The organism is Peribacillus simplex NBRC 15720 = DSM 1321, from assembly GCF_002243645.1.
Classification (GTDB): Bacteria; Bacillota; Bacilli; order Bacillales; family DSM-1321; genus Peribacillus; species Peribacillus simplex.
This window is the reverse complement of record NZ_CP017704.1, coordinates 3,401,202-3,424,476: the sequence shown is the minus strand read 5'-3', so window position 1 is coordinate 3,424,476 and position 23,275 is coordinate 3,401,202. Positions and strand designations below refer to the sequence as shown.

The window sequence follows — 23,275 nt, the reverse complement described above, 5'->3', positions numbered from 1 at the left end:
AAGCAAATCACTAATCAATGATGACCGAAACGGTATCCCCGTTTGCCGATTTAATATCAACAATTTGGCCATCTAATTCGTTTTCGATTGCTTCAATAATAAGGCTTATGTCTATATCTTTAACGTATTTTTCCGATTGAGGGATACTCGCTGCGATGCTATGTCCAGCCACTAATACTGCCTTGACAAGTTTTATAGGCAAATTGACCGTAACGTTATCATTTTCGGCTGATACAACACGAACTTTTAATGTTTTATCTAAATATTTAGTCGGTTTTTCAAGAAGCTTATTACCTGTTTCTTCTTTCTCTTTTAATATTTGAATCAGTTCTGATCCCTTATCTGCATCAATCTTCCCTTCTTGAACCATTGTTAACACTCTTGTAATTTCCTCTTTCATGTTAAATTCCTCCCTATTCCTCTTTTAAGAGCTTAATGGCTTCTTCTGGTGTGATTTCGCCATTTTCCAACATGGTGACAATTTTTTTCTCGTCTACTTCATTTTTCTTCTTCTGCACATATCCAAGAGATGAAATGATGTCTGTTAGCTTGCCTCGAACAGTGGGATACGAAATGCCCAGCTCCTTTTCAACTTCTTTGATATTCCCCCTGCATGTTAAAAATACTTCCACAAAATGAAGCTGATCCTTTGATAAGGATGCCAGCTTAGATAATTCAAACTCATTTTCAATCGTAGTGTGACAATGAGAGCACTGCAACTTTGTAATTTTCAATGTTTTACTGCAGACAGGACACTCTGTGATTACTTTATAAGCCATAATGGAATGCAATTCCTCCCTTTTAGTTGACTCGATTATATAACAAGTAGTTAAAAATATAAATAGTGAAATTAATTTTTTTAAATTAAAAAATCAATAATGTTAATTTGTTATTTAATATTATTGATTTTCCGTTTTAATTATTCATTCAATTATAATCTTTACCATAATGGTTGGAATTGTAGACATTCCTCTTGGTGAAAATACCCAGTTACATAATGAGCACGATTACTTAGACTTTGAGATGCTGATTAATAATCCATGGATATTTGATATTAATATTCCAACTGATGATGATTCAGCAGTCGTTAGCTTGATGTAGTATGAAATGATTTAGAACTTGAAAATTATTAAGCTAACGGGTTGATTAATCTCCGATTATGCATTGATTTGAGAATTAGTCTATATTTTAGTTATTCCAAAATAGGGCGCTATTGTTGAATAAAACTTAGGTTTTCAAACGACTTTATTGTTATATTTTTAAGTACAGTGAAGTATCTTATAGCGAAAATTAAAGAACTATATTTTTACCCCCGTCCTAAATTTAGAACGGGGGTATGCTTGTTTTAGGTTTTAAAATTAAATAACTTTATTGTCTTTTTACACTAAGAAGAACTTTATATTGTTATACATTGCAATTTATTCTATTCAACTATCCTCCCTCAATAAACTAAACACAATCTCACGATTGCTCTAGAATTCTTAGGATTTCATAGTCATATCATTAACCGTTATCTATGTAAGCTCGGCATTACTCCTCAAGGATAGGGATTTATCGAAAAAAGTGTATGCTAAACTAGCCAATTATAGGAAAAAATTGGTTTAAGCAATGTTATGATCGCACTTTTGGATATCCACATGTCTCATGGAGGTCAACCCTCCCATGTCTCACAGAGTCGATGCTCCTACATTCCTTCGTTCAACCTTTCCATGAGGTGGATGTCGGTCATGCTGCCCCACAGGATCTAAGTCCTCACGTTAGTTGCTTTGCCGACTAATCCGTGCTTCACTTTTAAATGAGTGTTAATTAAATGACCGTGTAACCTTAAAATTCAATGAACTATGCGACTGTTTGATGTACTACAAATGTTGCCATATGAGGGATATCCTTTAACATCTTGTCTTCTTGAAACGTAAATTGTTTTTTACCGATTGAAAACAGAATTCGAATAAGCTTGTTACACAAGGCTATCAGAGATTGCATTTTCTTTAAGGGATTGTGAGAACGTGTTGTGTAATATATATGAAGAGCTTTAAAAGCCTTGTTCTTTGCCACCAGTATCATGGCTGCCCGGAATAAGAGAGCCCTCAATTTCTTTCGTCCCCGTTTGGTAATCTTGGTCTGTCCTTTGTGCTTTCCGGATGTGTTTTCTTTTAAACTTAAACCTGCTAATTTTACGATTTGGCGAGGATGTTGATAGTCTCTGAGGTCGCCGACCTCTGCGAAAAACCCTGCTACTGTATCTCGACCGATTCCTGACACCTCTAACATCTGTGTGACACCTGGGATATGTTCTAATAACTGATCTAATTGATGATCTAATTCTTCGAATTTCACTTGAATAAAATCATACTTCTCTAGTAAAGCTCTCAACTCTAATTTTGCCATAGCTGCCCCTTGACGAATACCAATCGAACGATTGGCTGCTTCTTTGAGTGCTCGTATCTTCTTTAAGCCTATACTGCGTTTTACCACTTGTCTTAAGGAAAGTAAGAGCTCTTCATCCGTATAATTTACAAGTTGATGTGGCAAGGCTTCTAGCTTTAGAAAATGAATAGCTGCCTTGCCTTCCCAACTTTTGAACACTGTCAAAAATTCGGGAAAGTAACGATCAAGCCAGTTATGAACTTGTCCCTGAACGACCTGTAAGTCAACGTTGAGAAGATCGCGAAGTTTTTTGGCCACTCGGAGTTCTGCATAAATTCCTTGTGGAATTGTTGGTTCGGCATATCTTCCGTCTTTGACTAATTGTGCGATGACTTTTGCATCTTTCACGTCATTCTTTGTAGGTGAATTATCGTCTAATTCTTTACTTCGTTTAACATGTAGTGGATTGACAGATACGAACTTAATATTATTCTCTTTTAGAAGATGAGCTAGATTTAACCAGTAGTGACCGGTTGGCTCCATGCCTACAATCACTTGATTTAACTTACACTCTTTAACAAGTTGGTTAATCCAATCTAGAAACGAATGAAATCCTGCTTTCGTATTTTCAAAGAAACACGTTTTACCCAGTTCCAATCCTCTAAAATCCTGTGCTCTCGCGACATGATTGTGCTTGGCTATATCTACTCCGACAATTAAGGTTTCAGAAGTAATTTGAGTGATTTTATGATTTTGGTTATAATTCATTGTGAGACCTCCAAATAGATGTTTTTGTCCTTTTTTAGCTGGCCAGCTTAGGACACATTCATCTTATCAAGAGGTCTTTTTTCGTTCAAACCTCATTTTCAGTTATTACAGGAATGCTGCCCCTTAAGTTCATTAAGAAATTCAACAACACCACTAACATGGCCTTCAAAAAATAGCCCCTACTCAATACGAGAAAGGGCTATTGATTATTCAGCAAACAATTTAGTGGAAGTTGCCTTACCTGCTTTCTTAACTGCAGAAACTCCTCGTGCCTGTTCACATGAACTTGGCTGTTTTTTGTTTGTTTAACTTCGTTATTACTCTTGTTTGACTAATTGTCTGTTTTTATTTTTCAATTGACGATTTTCAATTGCTACTCTAACAACATGTTCCCAAGAATTTGCATAAATTTCTTGGTTGAATTTTCTTTCTACCTTTTTTAGAGCAGCCTTACCCATCTTTATGGTTGTATTCGGATGATTGAACATTGAAATCATCGCTTCTGCTAGCTTATCTATATTATTTTTTTGAACTAAAACTCCATTTTCTCCATCGTCAATTAATTCATTAGGGCCATATCTTATATCATAACTCACTACAGCTGTAGCATTAGACATGCTCTCTAATACAGAAAGAGAAAACCCTTCCGTTTTTGAAGCTAAGATACTGAAAAGTGCACTTTGATAAATTTTAGATGGTTCTTGGGTGTATCCATTTAATTTAATGTGATTTGTAAGATTAGCATTATTGATTATCTTTTGTAGCTTATCTTTTTCAGTACCTTCTCCCCAAAACTCTAACTTCGCATCTGGAACTTTCTTTACAACGATTTCAAATGCCTTAATAATATGATCTAAATTTTTAATGGCTGAGTACCTACTAATAACCACTGCTAGTCTTTCTTCTTTAACTAAACCATGGCGGCCAAACCATCCAGTTTTTATATTTGTCTTCATCGCATGAGGAATAACATGCAAATTCGTTCTTTTTCCAAATCTATTTTCAATATCTATCTTTTGTTGTTCTGTAAGAACTAAAGCAGCATCAAGAGTATCCAAATGATCAATACCTGTTTGAACAGTTGAAGCAATATCAGAATCAGATTCCCATGGTGCTGTAAGGTGACTACTGTGTAATCGCCAAATTTTAGCAGCATTCTTATTCTTTACATTTATCATTAATAAGTCAGTTTTTCGAGCATCTGCAACTAATACTGGGTTATCCACATCTTTTATAACTCGTTCTATCCAATCTAATTTTAGTTGATCATCATTGCTATAAATAACCTTAATATCTCCATTTTTCTCGTGCCAATTTACTCGAATGGCCTTGCCGTTTTCGGGATTGACCCACTTTGATAAGTAAGCTTGAGAGCTGCTATTGTAAAAAATCATTTGTCTTGGTTTATTAGAAGCAAAATCCATAAAAGAAACTTTTCTTATCAAGCCAAACTCATCATACACTTCTTTTTTGATTCGATATCTATGTTCATTAAAATAATCAATGAAGTCTAAAAGGCCGTCTTTATGAAACTTTTTATATTTAGTGTAAAGTCCATTTTCGTATACTCTAAAAGCATTATGTCCAACGTGGGGATCTAAATATCCGGTTTCAGGCGTAACTTGTGTAATTGTTGAATCTTCTTCACTTCCACAAAGCTCTTCATAGAGATTTAAAACTTTAACTTTTTCGTTTAGTTGTCCAAGCTCTATTAATTTTTCTCGAATTCTTTCGTATCTAGTATCAAAATTGAATGTGAGTATATGCGTTTCATAGCCCATTTCTGCAAATGTATTGGCTTGAGCTAACGAAGCCTTCGTTAACCCACCGCGCTGCACATCCAAAGAACCTATTAGAAAAAACATTGTTGCTTTCATTTTTTTTTTTTCTCCCGTCAATTATAAAGAATTTTATCCGTTTACATTATATAACAACTTTCTCATTCATACCTACCAAATAGGTTTCTTTACACTCAAATAAATGAGATTTTAGTACTACAAGAATGATAAAGAGATATACAACAAAAGTTTGATTCAATAAAAAAAGCCCTCTCCATTTGGAGAAGGCCTTTTTATTATGCTGAAAACAATATGGTACAGTTTAATTTAGAAAGTCGACTTTAATTCATCCTATTAATATATAGCGCCAGCTTATTTCAATAATTTATCTTTCGGATTTAAATCTATTCTCTATTTCTTTAAACTCCTCACTATCAATATCTGGTGGTTCATCCTCGTCTTTGTTTAATTTCCAACCAATAAATCCAGTAACCAATGCAAATATGAGTGTACCTTGCCATTTGATATCAATATTTACCATAAAGGTATCGATTGCCTCGATCAACAAAAAGGTGAGGACTGTATTTAAAATAAAGGGTAGCCATCCTTTACTCGTTTGAAGTATACCAACAGATTTTAAAGCTTTTGGTATTGCTTCTGTAATAAACGCAAGAGGTATTTCAAGGAATAAATACATAATAAAGAACAATAATAAATCCAATAAGGAATTATATTGAAATCCCATTATTTTCAAAAAGATGTATTCAAACAAAGCAATAAAGAGTAATACTATCAGGACGATAGATATAGAGACACCTATAGTTTTAAATTTATTGATATGAAATGCCTCCTTCACAATATTCTCCCTAATACTCGAATAAGAACAGAGAATTATTAAAGGAGATTACTCGTTCCTACACAGGCAACCTAAAAAAAGGTTCCCTGCTTGTTTTTATTACTAATCATCATTAACGAACTTATATGCATTCACTTTTCCTTCTCCGAAATAATTATACGCTTACTGAACTAAACTGCCCCGTTAGCTGATTAAGGAACACTATTTTTCATTTATTAGTATTCCGCCTTTTGACTGATAAACTCTCAATGACTTTCCTTGTTCAGTTTGTGGATAATACTCCACTTCACAGTAGTAGTTACCTTCTTTTACACCCTGATAATTCTTAGGAAACATAATGCTATGCTTTCCAAAGTTAGCCTCTGTATGTCCCCCTCTTGTAATATCGAATATGACGATCTCACAATCCCCTTTATATTGTTTCTTCTTATCAGCTAAAACGTTAGGCAGGTCTAACAAAGAATAAACAAACAGGAATCCTGATAGGAGAAATAAAAAGGCGACTCCAAGAATGTCCTTGATCGGTGTCTTATACGAATCTCCGTTTTTCTTTTTCAATTTATAAAAATGCCAAAAATAAGCCGACATCCCCACAAGCATTACAAATGACAAGATTAGTAAAGAGAAATACTGTGCCAATTTCCTTCAATCCCTTTTTTATAGTTTCTTCTTATACATTTCCCGAATCAATGATGTTTCAATTAACCCGTTGCCAATAACCAAAAAAAGGAATGAAACCTTATGGAACTATACTGCCCCGTTAGTCCATAATAAAAAGGCTGCCTCAGCCCCCCTAATTGAAGTAAAGCAACCAGTTAGTTTGATTTGTTTTACTGAAAAACAGTTTTATTGAAAACATTATACCCTTTCAAGAGGGCTATGAGGTAAAGGTGGTAATTGAATTCTAACCAGGTCTCCGGGGTGAACCTCACCACTTTCCAAAACTATGCTCATTATTCCTGCTTTACGTATCAAGTTCCCATGCTTATCCCGGTCTAAAACAGCGTTCATAAGTCCTGATTTAAATTGATCAATTTGGACACATGGATTTCGTAAGCCCGTTACTTTAATAACTGCTGTATCCCCAATATATAGTAACGAATCCCTCGGTAATCCAAGCAGATCAATACCTTTTGTGGTAATATTTTCACCCATTTGTCCAGCTGTAACATTAAACCTATCTTTCAATTCATCTAATAATTCTGAGTGGATTAGGTGAACTTGTCGCAGGTTAGGTTTATTTGGGTTAGCCGCTACACGTGAACGATGCTTAACTGTTTTACCTAAATGGGCATCTCCTTCAACGCCTAAACCTTTCAACAGTTTTATACTATTGCAATTTTCCTTACTGAATGTGTGTTTATCACTTTTACTTACAGCTATTACTACTCCACTGGCTGAGCCAATTTTTTCTTCATTCATTTTCATTCATCTCCTCCTAACGCTTATATTTAACATATTTATCCAAATAACATCCCCTTTAGTATAAGTACATTCCTTCACAATCTCAATAGTGTAGAGCCTTTTGAGACACAATCCAATCACCTACAAAATAGAGTTCATAATGTCTCATATGACTTGTATCAGAATGCTTATCTTTGTAAATACGCATTTCCTGATGCTGCCCCTTATTCAAGAATATGGCCCTAAAATGAAAAATAAGCGCTTATCCTTGTTCCAGAATAGCGTCCTTTAATGGAATAGCTTGAATTTATCCTCATTCTTATAAAATTCAATTATTTTAGTTCCACTAACGGACTCCTTTCGTTTAATTACGCTCGTGCGGAAATTGGTGCAATTCCATATCAGTTTCCCGGCCTAATTTGGTACTAATAGACGGTTCTAATCATATTCTTATAAGAAAACAATAAGAGGGAGTGCAAAGTCAGTTGATAAAAGTTAAGGTTGGTTTACGGCCCATTGTAAGTAATATAAACTTACCTACTGTTTTAAAGACAACCATACTTCCAGGTGACTCAATTGAAAGATTATTTATTGCAACTCAGGTAGGAGAGATCTTTTACATAGGAAACGGAGTTATAAGGACTTTTTTGGATATTCGCCCGCGAATCATGAAACTAGGTGCTTCTAGCGGCGGATATGATGAACGGGGATTGCTGGGGCTAGCGTTTCATCCCGAATTTTATTATAACGGTCTGTTTTATCTTCATTATTCAGTAGCTGGAACACAAGGACCAGGTGCTCTTCCTGAATCTTTTAATCCTGACCCGTGTGATCCTAAAACTTTAAACCTAAGGTGGATAAATAGAGAAACTCAATATGATCATATTGATACAATTGAAGAATGGATTTTACAATCGAATGGTCAACCCCAAAAACGGCGGACATTACTTAACTTAAGAAGACCATTTTCAAATCATAATGGGGTCAATAGTTTAAACTTTTCACCTGAAACAGGAAAACTTGTTTTAACAACCGGGGATGGTGGATCAGGCCATGATCCATTTAACTTAAGCCAGGACGATTTGGAAATCGCCGGTAAAATAATTGAAATTGATGTAGATAAGAATATATCCTTCAATAATCCACCCATTGTCACACGTTTTAATGAACTTCCCACAACTATTCAGGAAACGCTCATGGTAATGGCCAAAGGGGTTCGCAATATACCAGGCATTTCATTTCAAAGGTTTTATAATCAGTATATTAAATATGCGGGAAATGTCGGCCAGAATTTGGTCGAGTCGATATTTTCATTCGTTCAATATAAACCAATATCGGTTACTCAGCTTGTTCAAGTTTCTTTCATGAATTCTGAACCTGACAAAGAAGGATTCATTAACTTTGGCTGGCGAGGTTGGGAAGGTGCTTTTCCTACTTCTATTATAAGTGGCTGCACTGAAAATCAGACTTTGGATGAGAAAACGATTGCTTATTACAATGAAGCAGTAACACTTTCAGGGAGTCGTCTTCAGCCTTTAACCAGTTATTTTCATAAAGATACCAGACCCGATAAGTTTGGAGGAACTGCACTTACAGGAGTGCAAGCCTATATGGGGAATACAATCCCTGGTTTAACAGGAAGCGTTGTGTTTACCGATCTTGCCCGGAAAGATTCTCAACCTCAGGTTAGAGGGGCTTTAGCTTATACCACCGTAAGACCAAATGGTGAACAAAATGATTTTAGTGTGATACAAACCGATTATGATTTTGGGTCTCAATCAGCCTATTATGTTAGTTTGGGAACGAATCTGAATCAAACCAGATTATATTTAGCGGTTTATGGCTCTATGAAAGTGACTGATTATAACCAAGGCACTGTTTTTGAAATAGTCCCATGAATCATAACTATAAAATTATACTTAATCTTGATAAATCTCTTACATGGATTTAATGAATCGAAATGATAACCATGTGATGGAGAATCACTAAATTATAATCATTTTTAATCTTTTAAAAATGATTAAAGCAATTTCAACCCATAACCAGCTATAAAGGAAGGTAAGTAAAAAGCCAATTGTAAGAAATGAAAAGGAAACAGAGACGGCTGGACCTAAAACTGGAAAGTGAAAAATAGATATTAGACTCATAATTCCTAACATTAAAAGAATGGCACTAGTTGCAATAATACTTAACCTCTTCCTAAAAAGGTAAAAGGATGCCCCTATGCCAAGTCCTAACAATCCTGTAGTAAAAGGAAATACAATTAGTTCAGTTGGCTGTAGGATGAATAACAGCATAATTGTCAGAAAGTAGGACATTGCTCCAAATGGAATGGAAAACATGGAACATAACAGGATAGGTGCAGTGGCAAGCGGGCTTATAAAATATCCTATCCCTGGTAAAACTCCAGCTGCCTGCAGTATAGCAGCAATACAGGAAAAAATAGACACTAAAATGAGTTTCTTCGTTTTTTTATGTTTATTGAATATTATTTGAGATAAACGAACCTCATCAGAAATAGGTTTTAAAAAATACAACTTTCCACCTCATTCTAAATGGTTTATACGTTACGATACATTATATTACCATTTATTAGAGGTGGAACAATTATTAATAATCTAAACATCAATACCCTGTGTAATGAAAAATCTCTTCAAGACTTAACCGATAATATAAAAGAAAGAACAAATGTTCAACAAGGGAATTCAGCTGTTATGATGAGGTCTGGGGAATTAAAATAATTTTCCTTTGCCTAATAAAAAAACAAGGCCTTATTTGGCCCTGCCTCTTATTTGACTATTACTTTTCCAACCATTCCTTCCTGGAAATGGAACCGGCATATCAGTTCATATGTACCGGGCTGTTTCGGATTCACGGTAATGTTTTTTTCTGTACCTGGCTGGACCTCGGCGTCAATTCCGAGCTTTTCCACTGTGAAGGTGTGCTCTTTTGTACCTTTGTTTTTCAATATCAACGTTGTGGCTGTTCCATTCGGAATAGTGATGACTTTCGGATTAAAGAAATCATCGTTCAACTCGACCTCAATCGATTTCACCGTCTCGATAGGTTGAGTTACAACACCGGATTCGGCAAATACGCCGAGTGAGCCTAGAGATGTCACAACTACAACCATTGCAAGCGCAACGACCAATCCTGTTACCCACTTTTTCACAGACATTCGCAATTCCTCCTTTCCTAACTACTATTTTTTTCTAATTCATAAAATATTATTACTATTAATTTTGTTGCAACGTGTTTTCAAATAGTAACTTTTTTATCTGAAACATCGAAAAGAAAAAGATCGCCTCTAATGACGATCTTCTGGAATCTATTCTTATTCAACTAAACTGCCCAGTTAGTTCCGTAAGAAAAAGAGCTGCCAAAGCAACTCCCTTATTTAAGTGGGTTGATGTGGGATACACCAATCGAATCCTTCTTTTTTTAAATGCGAGTTATATGTTACTCCATTTATGTTTCCTACTCGGTAAGCGAACTACTTATATTAATACGAGTCTTTTCCGTCTATACTTGAATTAAAGTGTGACAATAATCGGACCATTTTTAGTAAGGATAATCGTATGTTCCAATTGAGCCACATAGCTTTTTTCTGTAGCATAGGTCCAACCGTCTTCTTTTTGGAATACTTCTTCTTCAAAGGTTGAGATAAATGGTTCGAATGCGATAACCATCCCTTCCTTTAATATTTCATTATCCCATGGATCATAATAATTACAAATATGGTCAGGTGCTTCGTGTATTCTACGTCCAACACCATGTCCTGTAAGGTTTTTGATAACAGTGAATCCATGCTGTCTCGCTGTTTCGAATACTGCTTTTCCGATTCTACTTTTTTTGGAACCGGGTTTTGCTTTCTTAAGACCTGCTTCAAATGCCTTTTTAGCAACGTCGCATAATTTCGTTAATACTTCTTCTCCTTCTCCTACTACAAATGAGATTCCTGTATCTGCAAAATAACCATTCTTTGAAGCAGATACATCTATATTTACTAAATCCCCTTCCTGAATAACCCGATGACCCGGAATACCATGTGCCACTTCTTCATTAAGACTAATGCAAGTATAGCCAGGAAAATCATATTCACCTTTTGGAGCTGAAACTGCACCTGCTTTTTCTAAAAGTTCTCCGGCTATATCATCAAGTTCTTTGGTCGTTATGCCAGGAATTGTTCTTTGTACCAATTCATCTCTAATGGAGGCAATAATTTTGCCAATTTCCTTCAAACCATTAAAATCTTCTTCTGTTTTTGCAATCATTTTTTTCCTACCTCATTATCTTTTATCATCAATAAACTATATAAGTATTAATTGTACCTTTATTTTCTCGAAAAATAAAAGCAATGTAAATTATTTGGTACAATACCCATCAGCTGAATTTTTCTTCGATCATGAAATAGACCACAAAAAGGATCTAGTACATATGACTATACTATTAATTGGATTTAACTTCCACTTTTCTTATAGAGCTAACCAGCCCCTTTAGCTTCATAAAAAAAAGAGCTGCCACTTATGCAAGTCCTTGTATTTTCCTCTTCATTCTTTCAATGAATGGAGAAAAATTTCGTGGGGATACTTCTGTTGGATATAGCGTATAAGTGCAGTGACGACTTGCGGACCGGATTCTACAAGTCTACCTTGTTCAAATGCAGAGAAGTTATCCCCGCCTGAAGCTAAATAATTACTAACCGCTACTTCATATTCGTTGTTTGGCTGAATCTCTTGACCCTTCATGTCTTTCAGCGAAACAATGCGGTTGCCAATTGGAGCATTTGGGTCCCAATTATACGTTAAACCAACCGTTTGTAACCTATTTTCATAATCTTTCGCCCACTGCTGTTCTAAAGCAAGTTTTATTTGGTCTCCTGTTAAGATTAACTTACTGACACTATGACCAAAAGGCAAGTCTGTATAAAGGTCTTCTACAGTGATATCCCCTTTTTTTAAACTTTTCCGCATTTCGCCTTGGTGGACAAAAGCTATATCTACCCCCATGGCTTCCCGCTCAGATTCTGCAATCATTTTCGCTAATGGGGATTCACCGTTCGCATCTTGTTTTCGTGTGATTTCTTCAGGCATTTCTCCTATTATCTGATTAAAGTAGCTCCCCAACCTTTTTCTATATTTATTTAGAAGAGCAACCGTTTCTTTATCTGGTTTTATTTGATGATGTGAAGTGACAATAACCTTTGCTTGTTTCTTAACAATATTTTTAGTATGTGGGTCAATTTCAAGATTTACTTGAGAAAAGGCTTTCCCATTAGAATAAGCTTGAACGATCAGTTTACCGGCTACAACAGTATTGGCATATTCATGGCTGTGACCGGCAAAAATGACATCGACCTCATCATCGATTTTTGGAGCCATCTCCACTAAAGCTCCACTGGAATTTGCCCCTGTCTGATCTGATTTAGCTGCATCATGTGCCAGTACAACAATTACTTTGATCCCTTTTTCCTTTAAAAGCTTAACGGTTCGGTTAATAGCTGAAACTTCATCCGTAATTTCTACTTCTTTTCGATTTTCAGGTGCCACATATAGATTGGTCTCTTTTGTGACCACACCGATAAATCCAATATTAATTCCGTCAATTTGTTTAATAACATACGGTGATAACAAGGGAGTACCCGACTTTCTATCGATGATATTTGCAGAAATGTAAGAAGTATTGGCACCTTGAAAATAACCTGTTTTTTTATTGAATCCTCCATAAATAAGACGTTTCATTTCATTTACGCCTTGGTCTAATTCATGATTTCCAGGTGTCCCGACATCAAAGTGCAGGAGGTTTAAAAATTCAATCGTGGGTTCGTCATTAAATTGAGAAGAGATTGGAGGACTCCCTCCTACCATATCACCAGCATGAACAAGTAGTGTATTTGAGTTTTTTTGTATATATTTTTTTAAATAGGCAGCCAGGTATTCAGCCCCCCCTGCCATGGTTCCTGAAACCATTTGATATTTGTTTAGTTGGCCGTGAAAATCATTAACGCCTAACAATTGTACTTGAATGTAGCGGTTGGATGTGGAATGATTCGTTGTGGAATGATTGGATGAGAATGCTGTGATTTTATAAGTTACGAAAATGATGATAAATACCAAGATGAACAAAGAAGATATGGCCTGAAATTTTGACAACTCCCGATCCCTCCCTCTAGATGTAAATTAAGAATAACTCTGGAATTTTATATCCGTATAAAGGGACCGTGATTTTTTGTTATATTTTATATATCAATTATTAAATTAATCCAGTGCATGCATATCTTTTTAAAAATACTCATACGGCTTAACATTTAGAAACCTGTTAAGATTTTGACTAGCTTAATTGAAAATATAATGCAGCGTTATATAAAAAGGCTCCAATTTTTCTTCCATTAACCTGATAGTGAAAAAACGTTGCTGTTAATGACAGAATCGCACCCGCTAGCCAACCATGAAGCGCAAAACCGGCGCTTCACCACAGAGAATGAAATTAGGTTTGAAATCTGCTCCATTAGTAAAAGAAGTTCAACAAAAAGAGTGTAAATCCTTATTGGATCAACACTCCCGTTAGTGCAGTAACATTCAACGTTTTTTTAGGTTTGCCTTCATTAAAAAGGAAATTTTTTGCTCATCTGTATTTTGGATCTGTTCCAGGTGATTAATAACTAGCTCTTGTCGATGTAATGAATGGTTTTGACTTAACTTCGCTTTTCCCTCTATCTTGTTGATTTTTATTTTGAAGCCTTGAATTCCTTTGCTCATCCCAGCGAGAAAATCAGCGTCTAAATCTTGCAATTCGTATGAGCTATCAGGGGCTTCATACTTCAATACCATGTCATGCAAGGAATCCGTTAACTCCTGTTCATCCTCAATAAGTTCGGCTTCGCCGTATACATGAACAGTCTCATAATTCCATGTTGGTACTGCTTGATTCGTCTCATACCAAGAGGAAGAGATATAACAGTGAGGACCATGAAAAACTGCTAAGACTGTTTGATTTTTAATATCTTTCCATTGAGGGTTCGAACGAGCAAAATGACCATACAAATAGTTTTTCTCCTTATTCAAAAGCAGTGGTAAATGTGTAGCAAAAGGTATGCCTTCATGCATTGAACACAATGTTGCAAAACCATTCTCCTCTATTACATCGTAGGCTACTGCTAATTCTTTTATTTCAAATTGCTTAGGGATATACATAAAAAATCTCCTTTCCACCTGATATAAACTTTTAAACATTGATTCGTAAATATTATTTAATCGAGTACCTCATCTAAGAAATATAGTATTATACAAACTGACATACAAAAAGGTACAATTGTAAATAAATAAACATGTCAAAGGAGGGCGTAAATGATAAATACCATTTTTGCTTTTAAAGATGATTCTCCCAAATACAAACAAATTTACGAGCAGTTTAAGTTATTTATTGATCGGGGTGACATACTTGCTGATGAACAATTGCCTTCCATTCGTCAACTTGCAGATTCCCTTCAAGTAAGTCGCAATACGACATTAATGGCTTATGATCAACTTGTAGCTGAAGGATATATTCGTGGAGAAGGGAGAAAAGGTTATTTTGTAAATGAATTAGAGCCTCTTTTATCCCAAGAAGAGTTAATTCCTCATAATAAAAAGCAAAGAGAGTCAGTTACACCTACCCTCATTGATTTCCGAGCAGGTGCCGTAGATCAAACACATTTCCCTCTAAAAATTTGGAGGAGGATTGCCAATCACGTATTAACGTTGCAGGAGAGCTTTCAATATGGGGAACCCTTTGGTGAGGTGTGCCTACGTGAACAAATTGCCACATACTTACTCCAATCCCGTGGGGTGAAAACAGATGAAAATGCCATTATTATCGGCAGTAGTACTCAACAAATGCTTATCAATCTTGGACATATACTGAAAGATGATTTTCCAAGCGTTACAGTAGAAGACCCTGGATATGATGGCGCTAGGGAAGCTTTTCAATTCCATTGTTTTACGATTGATACTTTACCAGTTTATGAAGCAGGTGCTGATTTTTCACAATTGGAACAAATGAAATCACGATTAATCTATGTAACACCATCCCATCACAGTCCATATGGGGTAAGCATGTCCATTCAACAACGGCAAACGCTTATTCATTGGGCTAACAAGATGCAAGGGTATATTATCGAAGACGATTATGATAGTGAATTTCGCTATACGCAACAACCATTTCCAGCTCTCGCTTCCATTGATTCTGCAAGAGTCATTTATCTAGGAAACTTCTCAAAGTCCTTTCTTCCAGGAATTCGTTTAAGTTATATGGTATTGCCAGAACCACTTTTAAACCGTTATAAAAACCAATTTCTTCATTTCGAGAGTACCACTTCACTTCTAAGCCAATTCACAATGGCTAAATTTATGGAAGAGGGAGAATGGAATCGCCATATTAAACGTATGCGTCTTGTTTATAAACGAAAAATGCAGCACTTTGTATCAGTATTAAAAGAGCAATTCGATCAAAATATATCCATTATTGGTGAGCAGTCCGGTTTGTATTTATTAATCAAAGTACATCTGAAACGATCAGAAGAATGGCTAATAGAGCGTGCTTCCTTTCATGGTGTTAAAGTGTATCCTACCTCACTCTACTTTATTAAAAATAATACCGATAAACCCATTATTAAACTTGGTTTTAGTAATCTATCTTGTGAGGAAATCAAGCTTGGCGTGGAGCTCCTAAAGAAGGCTTGGTTATAAAAACACCCCGTAATTGTAGCTTATGTCTCTTTTACTAAATGGGGTAGCTTCAGGAAATGCGGATTTACCACGTTAACCAGGAAATCACAATATTAAAAAGCCCAATTTCTCAGCATTAAAATTGAGAAATTGGACTTTTAGTTATTCCAGAGGAACGCTCGATTAAATGGAAAATATGAAAAAGCTACAAAATGGCACCTCAGCTATTTTACTAAGCACCTAGTTAAGGAAAGTATAAAGAATTTAAAGTATTACACCTGAAAAATCCCCTTTTAATACTTCTTTTTCATGCTGATTTTTACATAAAAAGAATGCAATAATAGCTGTTCTATTATTTTCTTGCCTTTCATATTTTTCAATTTTAACCTCACAAATTATTGTATCCCCCGTAAACACAGGTCTTAAAAACTCAAAATTCATAGTACGAGCCATTACGTGATGATCTCCACCTACTTTTGTTGGTAGAGTTGCCGTTAATAACCCTTGAATTACAAGTCTTCCCTGTTCATCTGGGGTTATATGATGCTTCCCTTCATCACCTGAAATCTCTGTAAATAATTCAACATCCCTTACTGTAAAAGTCCGTTCAAACGTAATGATATCTCCTACTTTTAATGACATATAAATCCCTCCTGAAGGTTTTATGAAGTTGATTAATACCCGCGGACAAAACGCGAATTTTATATCTTAATAACTAACAGCGTCATTGAAGTATTGTTTTGGTAATTTGTTTTCGGCTTTTGGATATAAGATATTTATCTGAGGAAAGGGAGATAACTACGCTACATAGAAACCAGAAGCGTTTTTCAGATATCCTTATGTGAGAAAATCTTGAGGTTTCCAATCTTTCGGCTTTATGTTCTTATTCATCCATTTCTTTTGTGGTGCTTGGTATGGGGTGGAGGCAATTAAATGATTATTGTGCCAGCTTGCTGCTCCGGAACGAATCATTTCATCGAGCAGGATTGGGATAAATTCTTCTGGCTGAAGTTGGAAAGAGTAGCGTGCAAAATCTTGGAACCAACCACACTTTAGTAGGTAGTTATCGAGTTCTTCTTTTGTCAATCCGTTTTTAATGATTAATGTGAATGAAAAAATCCTTTTGCAGGCATGCCATGCAACTTTTTCTGGCATTCTGAGCCACTTTTCAAACCGTTCCCTTGCTGCATCAATTGCAGCTAGAGGATTCTCTATTTGTGGTCCATGTCCTGAATATGCCTGTTGAATTCGAAGCATGGACAAACGATCCAAACTTTCTATCGATCGTTGGATAGATGAAACACCCTCTCGAAAGATATTTAACCATCCGATATCACCTTTGTGGAAGAGATCCCCGCAAATTAATACTTCTTCTTCCGGTTCATATAAAGAAATATGTCCTAACGTATGTCCTGGTGTGTGCAAGATTTTTAACGTTCTGCTTCCTGTATTAATATCATCGTTATCTGAGAACTTTAGATCGACTCGATAAGGTTCTACAGGCTGATCTAACCATTCTGAACTACAGGCTTCTGAGTCGCAAGAATTAATTAATTCTGCTTCCCATTTATGAGCACCAATCCTTACTCCATAATTTTTTTGAAAATGAAAATTGCCTCCTACATGGTCACTATGATAGTGCGTGTTCACAATAAGGTGTAATTCTTCTGGTGAAATGCCTACTTCTTTAATTAATTGCTCTGTATCTTTCGCATCACTTCCAAAACCAGTATCAATAAGGACCGGGAGCTGATCCTTAATAAGGATCATGTTTGCACTTGGAAATTTTCTTTCAAAGAAAATAATACTGGATTTTTTAATAAGCCATTCCTCCTTAAATTCAAATAGACTAACCAATAATAATCCAACAAACTACTAATCAATTTAAATGTGAAATATATTCAAAGGCTGTTGTTCCGTATACGCTTTTAAAGTGTTTATTTAAATGGGTTAAATCAACAAAACCACATTCAGCTACAGCTGAATGAATATCTCTATTTTTTTCTATTAACTGCTTTGCATATTCTATCTTGCAGTTAAGAAAGTATTGATATGGTGAAATGCCAGTATGAGTCTTGAATAACCGGATAAACTTAAATTTCGATAAATCAAGCTCTTTACATATCTCGTCAAGTTTAGGTATAGTTTCTAAGTTGTTGTGAAGCATATCCTTCGCTTTTCTAATTAGAGTGTTATCTTTCTTATAGTCTGTAGAAAGATCAGTTTGAATAAGGTTATCTGTGAGGGATAACAGTAATTCACTGCACAATGCCTCACCTTTTCCGCTTAATATTGCATTAGAAAGACTTAGTATTCCTTGTTTAAGCCTATAATCATACACAATGGGATTTGAAAAGCGTATGATATCCTTCTTCTCAATAACCTCTAGAAGCAATTGTGGCTCAATATATAGCATCACATAATCAAGGCCTGTCTCATCATGTGCCATTCCGTCATGTGCCTGTTCCGGATTAAAAAGCATAACGCCATTTTGATAAGACAAGTGTAAACTGCCATCCAAGTTATAGTGTTGAATACCACGCAATGTGACTCCTATTGCATACTCTTTATGAGAGTGCTTCTTATATGTGAAATCAGTAATACTTGCTGCCAAAGCCGTAATACCTGCCGATTTTTTATAGATAAATTTATCCATTTAATTCACCTCTTAAGTAGCTTACCTACATCCAGATCATGATTGCAGCATAAACTAAAAACAATGCCATCAATATATTAACAATCTTTTTATGCTTCTGTAAAAACTCCTTGAAGATTGCACCAAAAAGTACCCATGTAATAAATGCTAAGAATCCTATAACAGTTATAGCGATAACGCTTATTGTAACCGCAGGCATTGAGACGTAATAGGGCATAATATAGGTAGGAATGACAGTCATTGTAAATAGTACTACCTTTGGATTTAAAAACTGCGTAAGAAATCCAGACATAAAGGTACCCGTTTGGTTTACAGTTGGTTTTGATGAATCCATTTTGTAAACTTGATAAGCAAGATACAACATATAAAAGCTTCCGATTATCTGCATAACAATTAAAATTTTTGGTATGATCGTTGCAAGTATCGTATTTAACATAGCAGAAATAGCAAGTAAGAAACCAAAAGCAATCGTTGCTCCATACGTATATTGCATTGCCTTTTTTGTCCCAGAGTTATGCACGGTGGATAATATGACGATATTAGTAGGTCCTGGTGTAAATGTAACAATAAAACAGTAAAATACAAAGGATGTAATATTCATGAGGTAAACTCCTTTCAAGATATCCTCATGCAATTGTACATCCTAACTTTAAAAGCTTATAGTATGTTATTGCAGGGTTATATATTGCTTCTGTAAAGATAACTCTATAAATTCAGGGTGCTGATACGTCAAAACCCTGACTTCCTTACGTAAGCAGGAAACCAGGGTCTTTATACAATTTCTATGAGATGAACTGAAAATTTACAACCATCAAACTTTAATCTGAAAGTATTTTTGTTGCAGCCTTTCTTTACATAATGGGGGACTGTCTAAATAGTTGATTTGAAGATAAAAATTTCCTTGTGATATTGCAAAATTTTAAAATTCCATTTTCTAATTCACTATCCGATAAATAAGAAAAGTTTAACCTTAAATGATGGTTTTCGGGTTCTCCTGCGAAACAAGCTGAACCAGGAAGAAAGTAAATATTCTCTTTTTGACATTCGATTAATAAATGGTTCGTGTTCCACTCTGATGGAATGGATACCCATATATTTAATCCACCTGTTGGTTCAATCCATTGAACTTCATTCGGCATATGGGAATTGAAGAGTTCTAAAACTTTATCCCTTCTTAATTTCAAAGCAAATCTCAGCTTTTCCATATGGTCCTCCATCCTTTTCGAATGAAAAAATGGGAGAATTGCCTTTTGTGTTAATAATGGACTACCAAGGTCCGTATTCACTTTAGATGCCACTAAACGATTAAACAGAGTTCCATTTGCGGTTAGTAGTCCTATCCGGCAACCAGGAACCAATGTCTTGCTTAGCCCCTTTAGATAAATGACGAAACCGTTTGTATCAAGACTTTTTATAGGTGATGGAGGTTTCTTGTCAAAAAATATCTCACTCCAGGGTTCGTCTTCTACAATGATTATTTGATGTTCTTGGGCAAATATTAATAATTGCTCCCTTCTTTTTCGACTTAAAACCCTTCCAGTTGGATTCTGAAAGTTAGGGATGGTATATATCATTTTGGGTTTATATATTTCGCAAACTCTTTGTAAAAGGTCCATTCTCATTCCTTCTTTATCTAATGGAACAGGAATAATAGTAGCCCCACGAGCACGAAATGTATCAATTGCATTAGGATAAGTGGGTGCTTCTGTAACCACCACATCACCTGGTCCTATAAAAGTTTTCGCCACCAAATCTATTCCTTGTTGAGTGCCATTAGTTACCAATATATCTTTATGGTCAATATTTAAATCTTGTTTGCGAAGATACTCGCTCATAGCTTTTCTAAGTTCCTCATCCCCTTGTACAGGTCCATAACTTGATAAAATACTGGGATTCTTTTCTAAAGTTGAATGGATTTCTTTCTCCAGATAATGATTCGGAAGTAAAGATGGACAAATCGCTGCAACAGAAAACTGAATACAGTTTTCAAATGAACCATAATGGGTACCAAATTGAGTTCGGGGAAGATAATCTAAAACGGATAATTGCCACTCGAAATTGTTCTTTTTATTATTTTCTTTATCTTCTGATGTAATATTAGCTTTAACAAATGTCCCCTTTCCTTGTATCCGTTCAATTAACTCATTTTTTTCTAACAATGCATACACTCTTACAACTGTAAGTACACTTACCCCTAATTGTTTTGCTAACGCTCTAACGGAAGGCAAACGTTCATCTTCCGATAACCCCCCTGACCTTATTCTATCTGCTATATTCTCATAAATTTGTTGATTAATCGGGATATTGGAGTTCCTGTTTATTTCAATCTTCATAATAAAGCCTCCATCAGCACTGTGTTGAAAATTAAGTGTTATATGATCAAGTTGACTGTTATACATATATACCCATTAATATAAGGATATTCAAGTATAACACCTGAACATTTTACGTTCAATTTGATTAATCTAGGAGGAAAAAATTATGAAGTATTATGTGGTTGATGCATTTGCAGAAAAAGTCTTTGAAGGAAATCCTGCTGGGGTTTGTGTTATGAATGAATGGATTTCTGATGATATTATGCAAAAGATTGCTATTGAAAATAACCTTTCTGAAACGGCATTTGCAGTAAAAGGTGCGGAAAACTATAAACTTAGATGGTTTACGCCTGGAGGAGAAATCAACCTTTGTGGTCACGCAACTTTAGCAACTGCTTTTGTCATTATGAACTATGTTGAAAAGCAATTGAAAACCATTCAATTCGACACGATGAGTGGGGTACTTACAGTAAATAGAAAAGATGATTTGTATGAACTTGATTTCCCAACTGTCCCTTCAAAGGAGATACCTCTTACTGAACAAATGATTGATGCTTTGGGAACCACACCGATAGAAGCATATCTAAATAGAGATTTGTTATTTGTATTAGAGTCAGAAGAAGCAGTGAAAAATCTAAGTCCTGACTTTTCAAAACTAGAACAGTTGCCAGAGTGTCTTGGAGTTATTGTTTCTGCCAAAGGAAATGATTATGATTTTGTTTCAAGAGCATTTTTCCCAAAGTTAAAGGTAAATGAGGACCCAGTATGCGGTTCTGCCCACTGCGGTTTAGTGCACTTTTGGGCAGAGAAACTAAAGAAACGTGAAATGGTAGCAAGACAGTTATCCAATAGAGGCGGTACACTTTTTTGTAAGCACGAGGACACACGGGTAAAGATGGCTGGAAAAGCAGCACTCTACTTAATAGGGGATATTAATATTGGGTAATGACTATGGAAGATATGAAATATAGTCAAACCAACGTTCTAACCAAACAAATAATAATAGCTTGGCGTTTTTGCCAAGCTATTATTTTAGCTGCAAATCAACATAGTTATTTAACAGGGCCTTGTAAAGTTATTTCTTATTCAACTCTACTGCTTCGTTTGTTGAAGAAGGAAAAGAGATGCCGCAGCACCTCCCGTTATTTAAACAAAAGCATCTGAACAGATTATTAAAAGTGTGTAACACCAACGCAAGAGAAGCTGTTCATGTCATAGATGGTCTGTTACATCATGAGACCGATTTACATATTTAAGAACATTATACAGACACGGCTGGTTATACGGATCAAATATTTGGGTTAATAATATTTTGGAATATACATAATAATCCACCTTTCAAAAAAAGTTATATGAGTGTTTTGGTCATTATAAAGTCTATTTGTTCTTCATCACCCATATAAAAAGAGTGGGCTCCAGTTTGAACAAACCCCAGTTTCTTATAAAAAGAAATAGCATTTTCATTTTTTTCCCATACGCCTAGCCAGATTTTCTTTTTATTACGTTCCATCGCAATTTCCATAGCTATATTTAGCAGATATTTACCAAGCCCATGTTTTTGAAATTTTTTCTTTATATAAATCCTCTCGATTTCAAGTGATTCAGCACCCATCTCTTCAGACTGAGCATCATTGGTATTGACCTTTAAATATCCAGCGACTTCATTATCAAAATAAACAAAAAAGAATTGCGAAGAAATATTGGATAATTCTTTTTCTAATTGTTTTAAGTTAAATGCCTTTTCCAAATAGGCATTCATATTTTCGGGTGAATTCTGATGCTTAAATGTCTCATTAAATGTTTCATAACTAATTTCTTGAAGTTTGCGTGAATCTACAAGGGTACACTTTTTTATATTTATAGTCATATATGTCGCTCCTTTATATAATCAATAATTTCTCTTGTTTCCCTTTTTTACAAATTCCCAGTCTTTTTCTATATTTTTTCTTACTCTTTGAAGAAGATTGAAAATGGTTTCTACTTCTCTTTCGGAAAATCCCTCTAATGAAACGAAATTGGAATAATCATTTTCTCTTTTTATAAAAGGATAAACATTTTTCCCTTTCTCTGTTGGAAAAAGTTTTTTAATTTTTTTGTTATGTTTATCTTCCTTCTTTTCAATAAAGCCACTAATTTCAAGTTTTTTTATAGCACGAGCTGCTGTTGTTCGATCTACTTTTATCATCTCAGTTAACTTTTCTTGAAAGATTCCTGGGTTTTCACATATTCGCACAAGGTACAAATACTGCCCTTTTGTAAGGTCATATTCTTGAAATTCTATATTACTTATAGAATCTAATGCCCTTGCAATCATTCCAATTTCACGAAGAACTTCATTCATAATTAACTCCTCAGCACGTATTTTTGTTGCAAATGCAATAAAAATGACATATATTAAATCTAACCTAACTTTGTTGCATTTGCAA

The 23,275-nt window shown here is 35.2% G+C and carries 22 protein-coding genes; 3 read left to right on the top strand and 19 right to left on the bottom strand.

Annotated elements, in window-relative coordinates:
- Window positions 1-10 precede the first annotated feature (10 nt).
- The 7 genes from BS1321_RS16475 to BS1321_RS16445 form a co-directional block, all read right to left on the bottom strand.
- Window positions 11-400 (bottom strand): SHOCT-like domain-containing protein, encoded by a 390-nt coding sequence (locus tag BS1321_RS16475; RefSeq protein WP_063236560.1) that lies wholly within the window; start codon window positions 398-400, stop codon window positions 11-13.
- Window positions 401-413: 13 nt separating this feature from the next.
- On the bottom strand, window positions 414-779 hold the full coding sequence (locus tag BS1321_RS16470) for a DUF2089 domain-containing protein (RefSeq protein WP_063236559.1): 366 nt from the start codon (window positions 777-779) through the stop codon (window positions 414-416).
- A gap of 1,060 nt (window positions 780-1,839) precedes the next feature.
- Window positions 1,840-3,135 (bottom strand): IS110 family RNA-guided transposase, encoded by a 1,296-nt coding sequence (locus BS1321_RS16465; RefSeq protein WP_094246622.1) that lies wholly within the window; start codon window positions 3,133-3,135, stop codon window positions 1,840-1,842.
- 317 nt (window positions 3,136-3,452) lie between these two features.
- Window positions 3,453-5,012 (bottom strand): glycosyltransferase, encoded by a 1,560-nt coding sequence (locus BS1321_RS16460; protein ID WP_063236381.1) that lies wholly within the window; start codon window positions 5,010-5,012, stop codon window positions 3,453-3,455.
- A gap of 286 nt (window positions 5,013-5,298) precedes the next feature.
- A complete protein-coding gene (locus BS1321_RS16455; protein ID WP_232522700.1) occupies window positions 5,299-5,769 on the bottom strand; it encodes a YrvL family regulatory protein in 471 nt (156 codons plus the stop codon).
- A 201-nt stretch (window positions 5,770-5,970) separates the two neighbouring features.
- On the bottom strand, window positions 5,971-6,408 hold the full coding sequence (locus BS1321_RS16450) for a hypothetical protein (protein ID WP_063236379.1): 438 nt from the start codon (window positions 6,406-6,408) through the stop codon (window positions 5,971-5,973).
- A 219-nt stretch (window positions 6,409-6,627) separates the two neighbouring features.
- Window positions 6,628-7,197 (bottom strand): MOSC domain-containing protein, encoded by a 570-nt coding sequence (locus BS1321_RS16445; RefSeq protein WP_063236378.1) that lies wholly within the window; start codon window positions 7,195-7,197, stop codon window positions 6,628-6,630.
- 461 nt (window positions 7,198-7,658) lie between these two features.
- Between BS1321_RS16445 and BS1321_RS16440 the strand changes: the two genes are divergently transcribed.
- Entirely contained in the window at window positions 7,659-9,071 is a 1,413-nt protein-coding gene (locus tag BS1321_RS16440; protein ID WP_063236377.1) for a PQQ-dependent sugar dehydrogenase, read from the top strand.
- An 87-nt stretch (window positions 9,072-9,158) separates the two neighbouring features.
- Here the strand turns inward: BS1321_RS16440 and BS1321_RS16435 are convergent, their stop codons facing one another.
- From BS1321_RS16435 to BS1321_RS16415, 5 genes are all read right to left on the bottom strand, one after another.
- Window positions 9,159-9,710: a hypothetical protein gene (locus BS1321_RS16435; RefSeq protein ID WP_063236376.1), complete on the bottom strand. Its 552-nt coding sequence runs from the start codon at window positions 9,708-9,710 to the stop codon at window positions 9,159-9,161.
- A 251-nt stretch (window positions 9,711-9,961) separates the two neighbouring features.
- Complete coding sequence (locus tag BS1321_RS16430) at window positions 9,962-10,351, bottom strand: cupredoxin domain-containing protein (RefSeq protein ID WP_063236375.1); 390 nt, start codon at window positions 10,349-10,351, stop codon at window positions 9,962-9,964.
- Window positions 10,352-10,706: 355 nt separating this feature from the next.
- Window positions 10,707-11,447, bottom strand: coding sequence for a type I methionyl aminopeptidase (gene map, locus BS1321_RS16425; RefSeq protein WP_063236374.1), 741 nt, complete (start codon window positions 11,445-11,447; stop codon window positions 10,707-10,709).
- Window positions 11,448-11,723: 276 nt separating this feature from the next.
- The gene (locus BS1321_RS16420; protein ID WP_063236373.1) at window positions 11,724-13,325 is read right to left on the bottom strand and encodes a bifunctional metallophosphatase/5'-nucleotidase; all 1,602 of its coding nucleotides are present in this window, start codon (window positions 13,323-13,325) and stop codon (window positions 11,724-11,726) included.
- A gap of 426 nt (window positions 13,326-13,751) precedes the next feature.
- On the bottom strand, window positions 13,752-14,366 hold the full coding sequence (locus BS1321_RS16415; protein ID WP_063236372.1) for an FMN-binding negative transcriptional regulator: 615 nt from the start codon (window positions 14,364-14,366) through the stop codon (window positions 13,752-13,754).
- A 153-nt stretch (window positions 14,367-14,519) separates the two neighbouring features.
- On the opposite strand from BS1321_RS16415, the gene pdxR (BS1321_RS16410) reads away from it, so the two are divergent.
- Complete coding sequence (gene pdxR, locus BS1321_RS16410; RefSeq protein WP_063236371.1) at window positions 14,520-15,899, top strand: MocR-like pyridoxine biosynthesis transcription factor PdxR; 1,380 nt, start codon at window positions 14,520-14,522, stop codon at window positions 15,897-15,899.
- 243 nt (window positions 15,900-16,142) lie between these two features.
- On the opposite strand, the gene BS1321_RS16405 is transcribed toward pdxR (BS1321_RS16410), so the two are convergent.
- From BS1321_RS16405 to pdxR (BS1321_RS16385), 5 genes are all read right to left on the bottom strand, one after another.
- On the bottom strand, window positions 16,143-16,520 hold the full coding sequence (locus BS1321_RS16405) for a hotdog domain-containing protein (RefSeq protein ID WP_063236370.1): 378 nt from the start codon (window positions 16,518-16,520) through the stop codon (window positions 16,143-16,145).
- 195 nt (window positions 16,521-16,715) lie between these two features.
- Window positions 16,716-17,735: an MBL fold metallo-hydrolase gene (locus BS1321_RS16400; protein WP_232522699.1), complete on the bottom strand. Its 1,020-nt coding sequence runs from the start codon at window positions 17,733-17,735 to the stop codon at window positions 16,716-16,718.
- 22 nt (window positions 17,736-17,757) lie between these two features.
- Window positions 17,758-18,534, bottom strand: coding sequence for an AraC family transcriptional regulator (locus BS1321_RS16395; RefSeq protein WP_063236369.1), 777 nt, complete (start codon window positions 18,532-18,534; stop codon window positions 17,758-17,760).
- Window positions 18,535-18,559: 25 nt separating this feature from the next.
- A complete protein-coding gene (locus BS1321_RS16390; protein WP_063236368.1) occupies window positions 18,560-19,135 on the bottom strand; it encodes a LysE family translocator in 576 nt (191 codons plus the stop codon).
- A gap of 250 nt (window positions 19,136-19,385) precedes the next feature.
- On the bottom strand, window positions 19,386-20,867 hold the full coding sequence (gene pdxR, locus BS1321_RS16385; RefSeq protein ID WP_063236367.1) for a MocR-like pyridoxine biosynthesis transcription factor PdxR: 1,482 nt from the start codon (window positions 20,865-20,867) through the stop codon (window positions 19,386-19,388).
- Between the two features lie 148 nt (window positions 20,868-21,015).
- Between pdxR (BS1321_RS16385) and BS1321_RS16380 the strand changes: the two genes are divergently transcribed.
- Window positions 21,016-21,795: a PhzF family phenazine biosynthesis protein gene (locus BS1321_RS16380; protein ID WP_063236366.1), complete on the top strand. Its 780-nt coding sequence runs from the start codon at window positions 21,016-21,018 to the stop codon at window positions 21,793-21,795.
- Window positions 21,796-22,197: 402 nt separating this feature from the next.
- On the opposite strand, the gene paiA is transcribed toward BS1321_RS16380, so the two are convergent.
- Together paiA and BS1321_RS16370 are read right to left on the bottom strand one after the other, a co-directional pair.
- Window positions 22,198-22,716 (bottom strand): spermidine/spermine N(1)-acetyltransferase, encoded by a 519-nt coding sequence (paiA, locus tag BS1321_RS16375; RefSeq protein ID WP_063236365.1) that lies wholly within the window; start codon window positions 22,714-22,716, stop codon window positions 22,198-22,200.
- 21 nt (window positions 22,717-22,737) lie between these two features.
- Window positions 22,738-23,190 (bottom strand): MarR family winged helix-turn-helix transcriptional regulator, encoded by a 453-nt coding sequence (locus BS1321_RS16370; RefSeq protein WP_063236364.1) that lies wholly within the window; start codon window positions 23,188-23,190, stop codon window positions 22,738-22,740.
- Window positions 23,191-23,275: the final 85 nt, after the last annotated feature.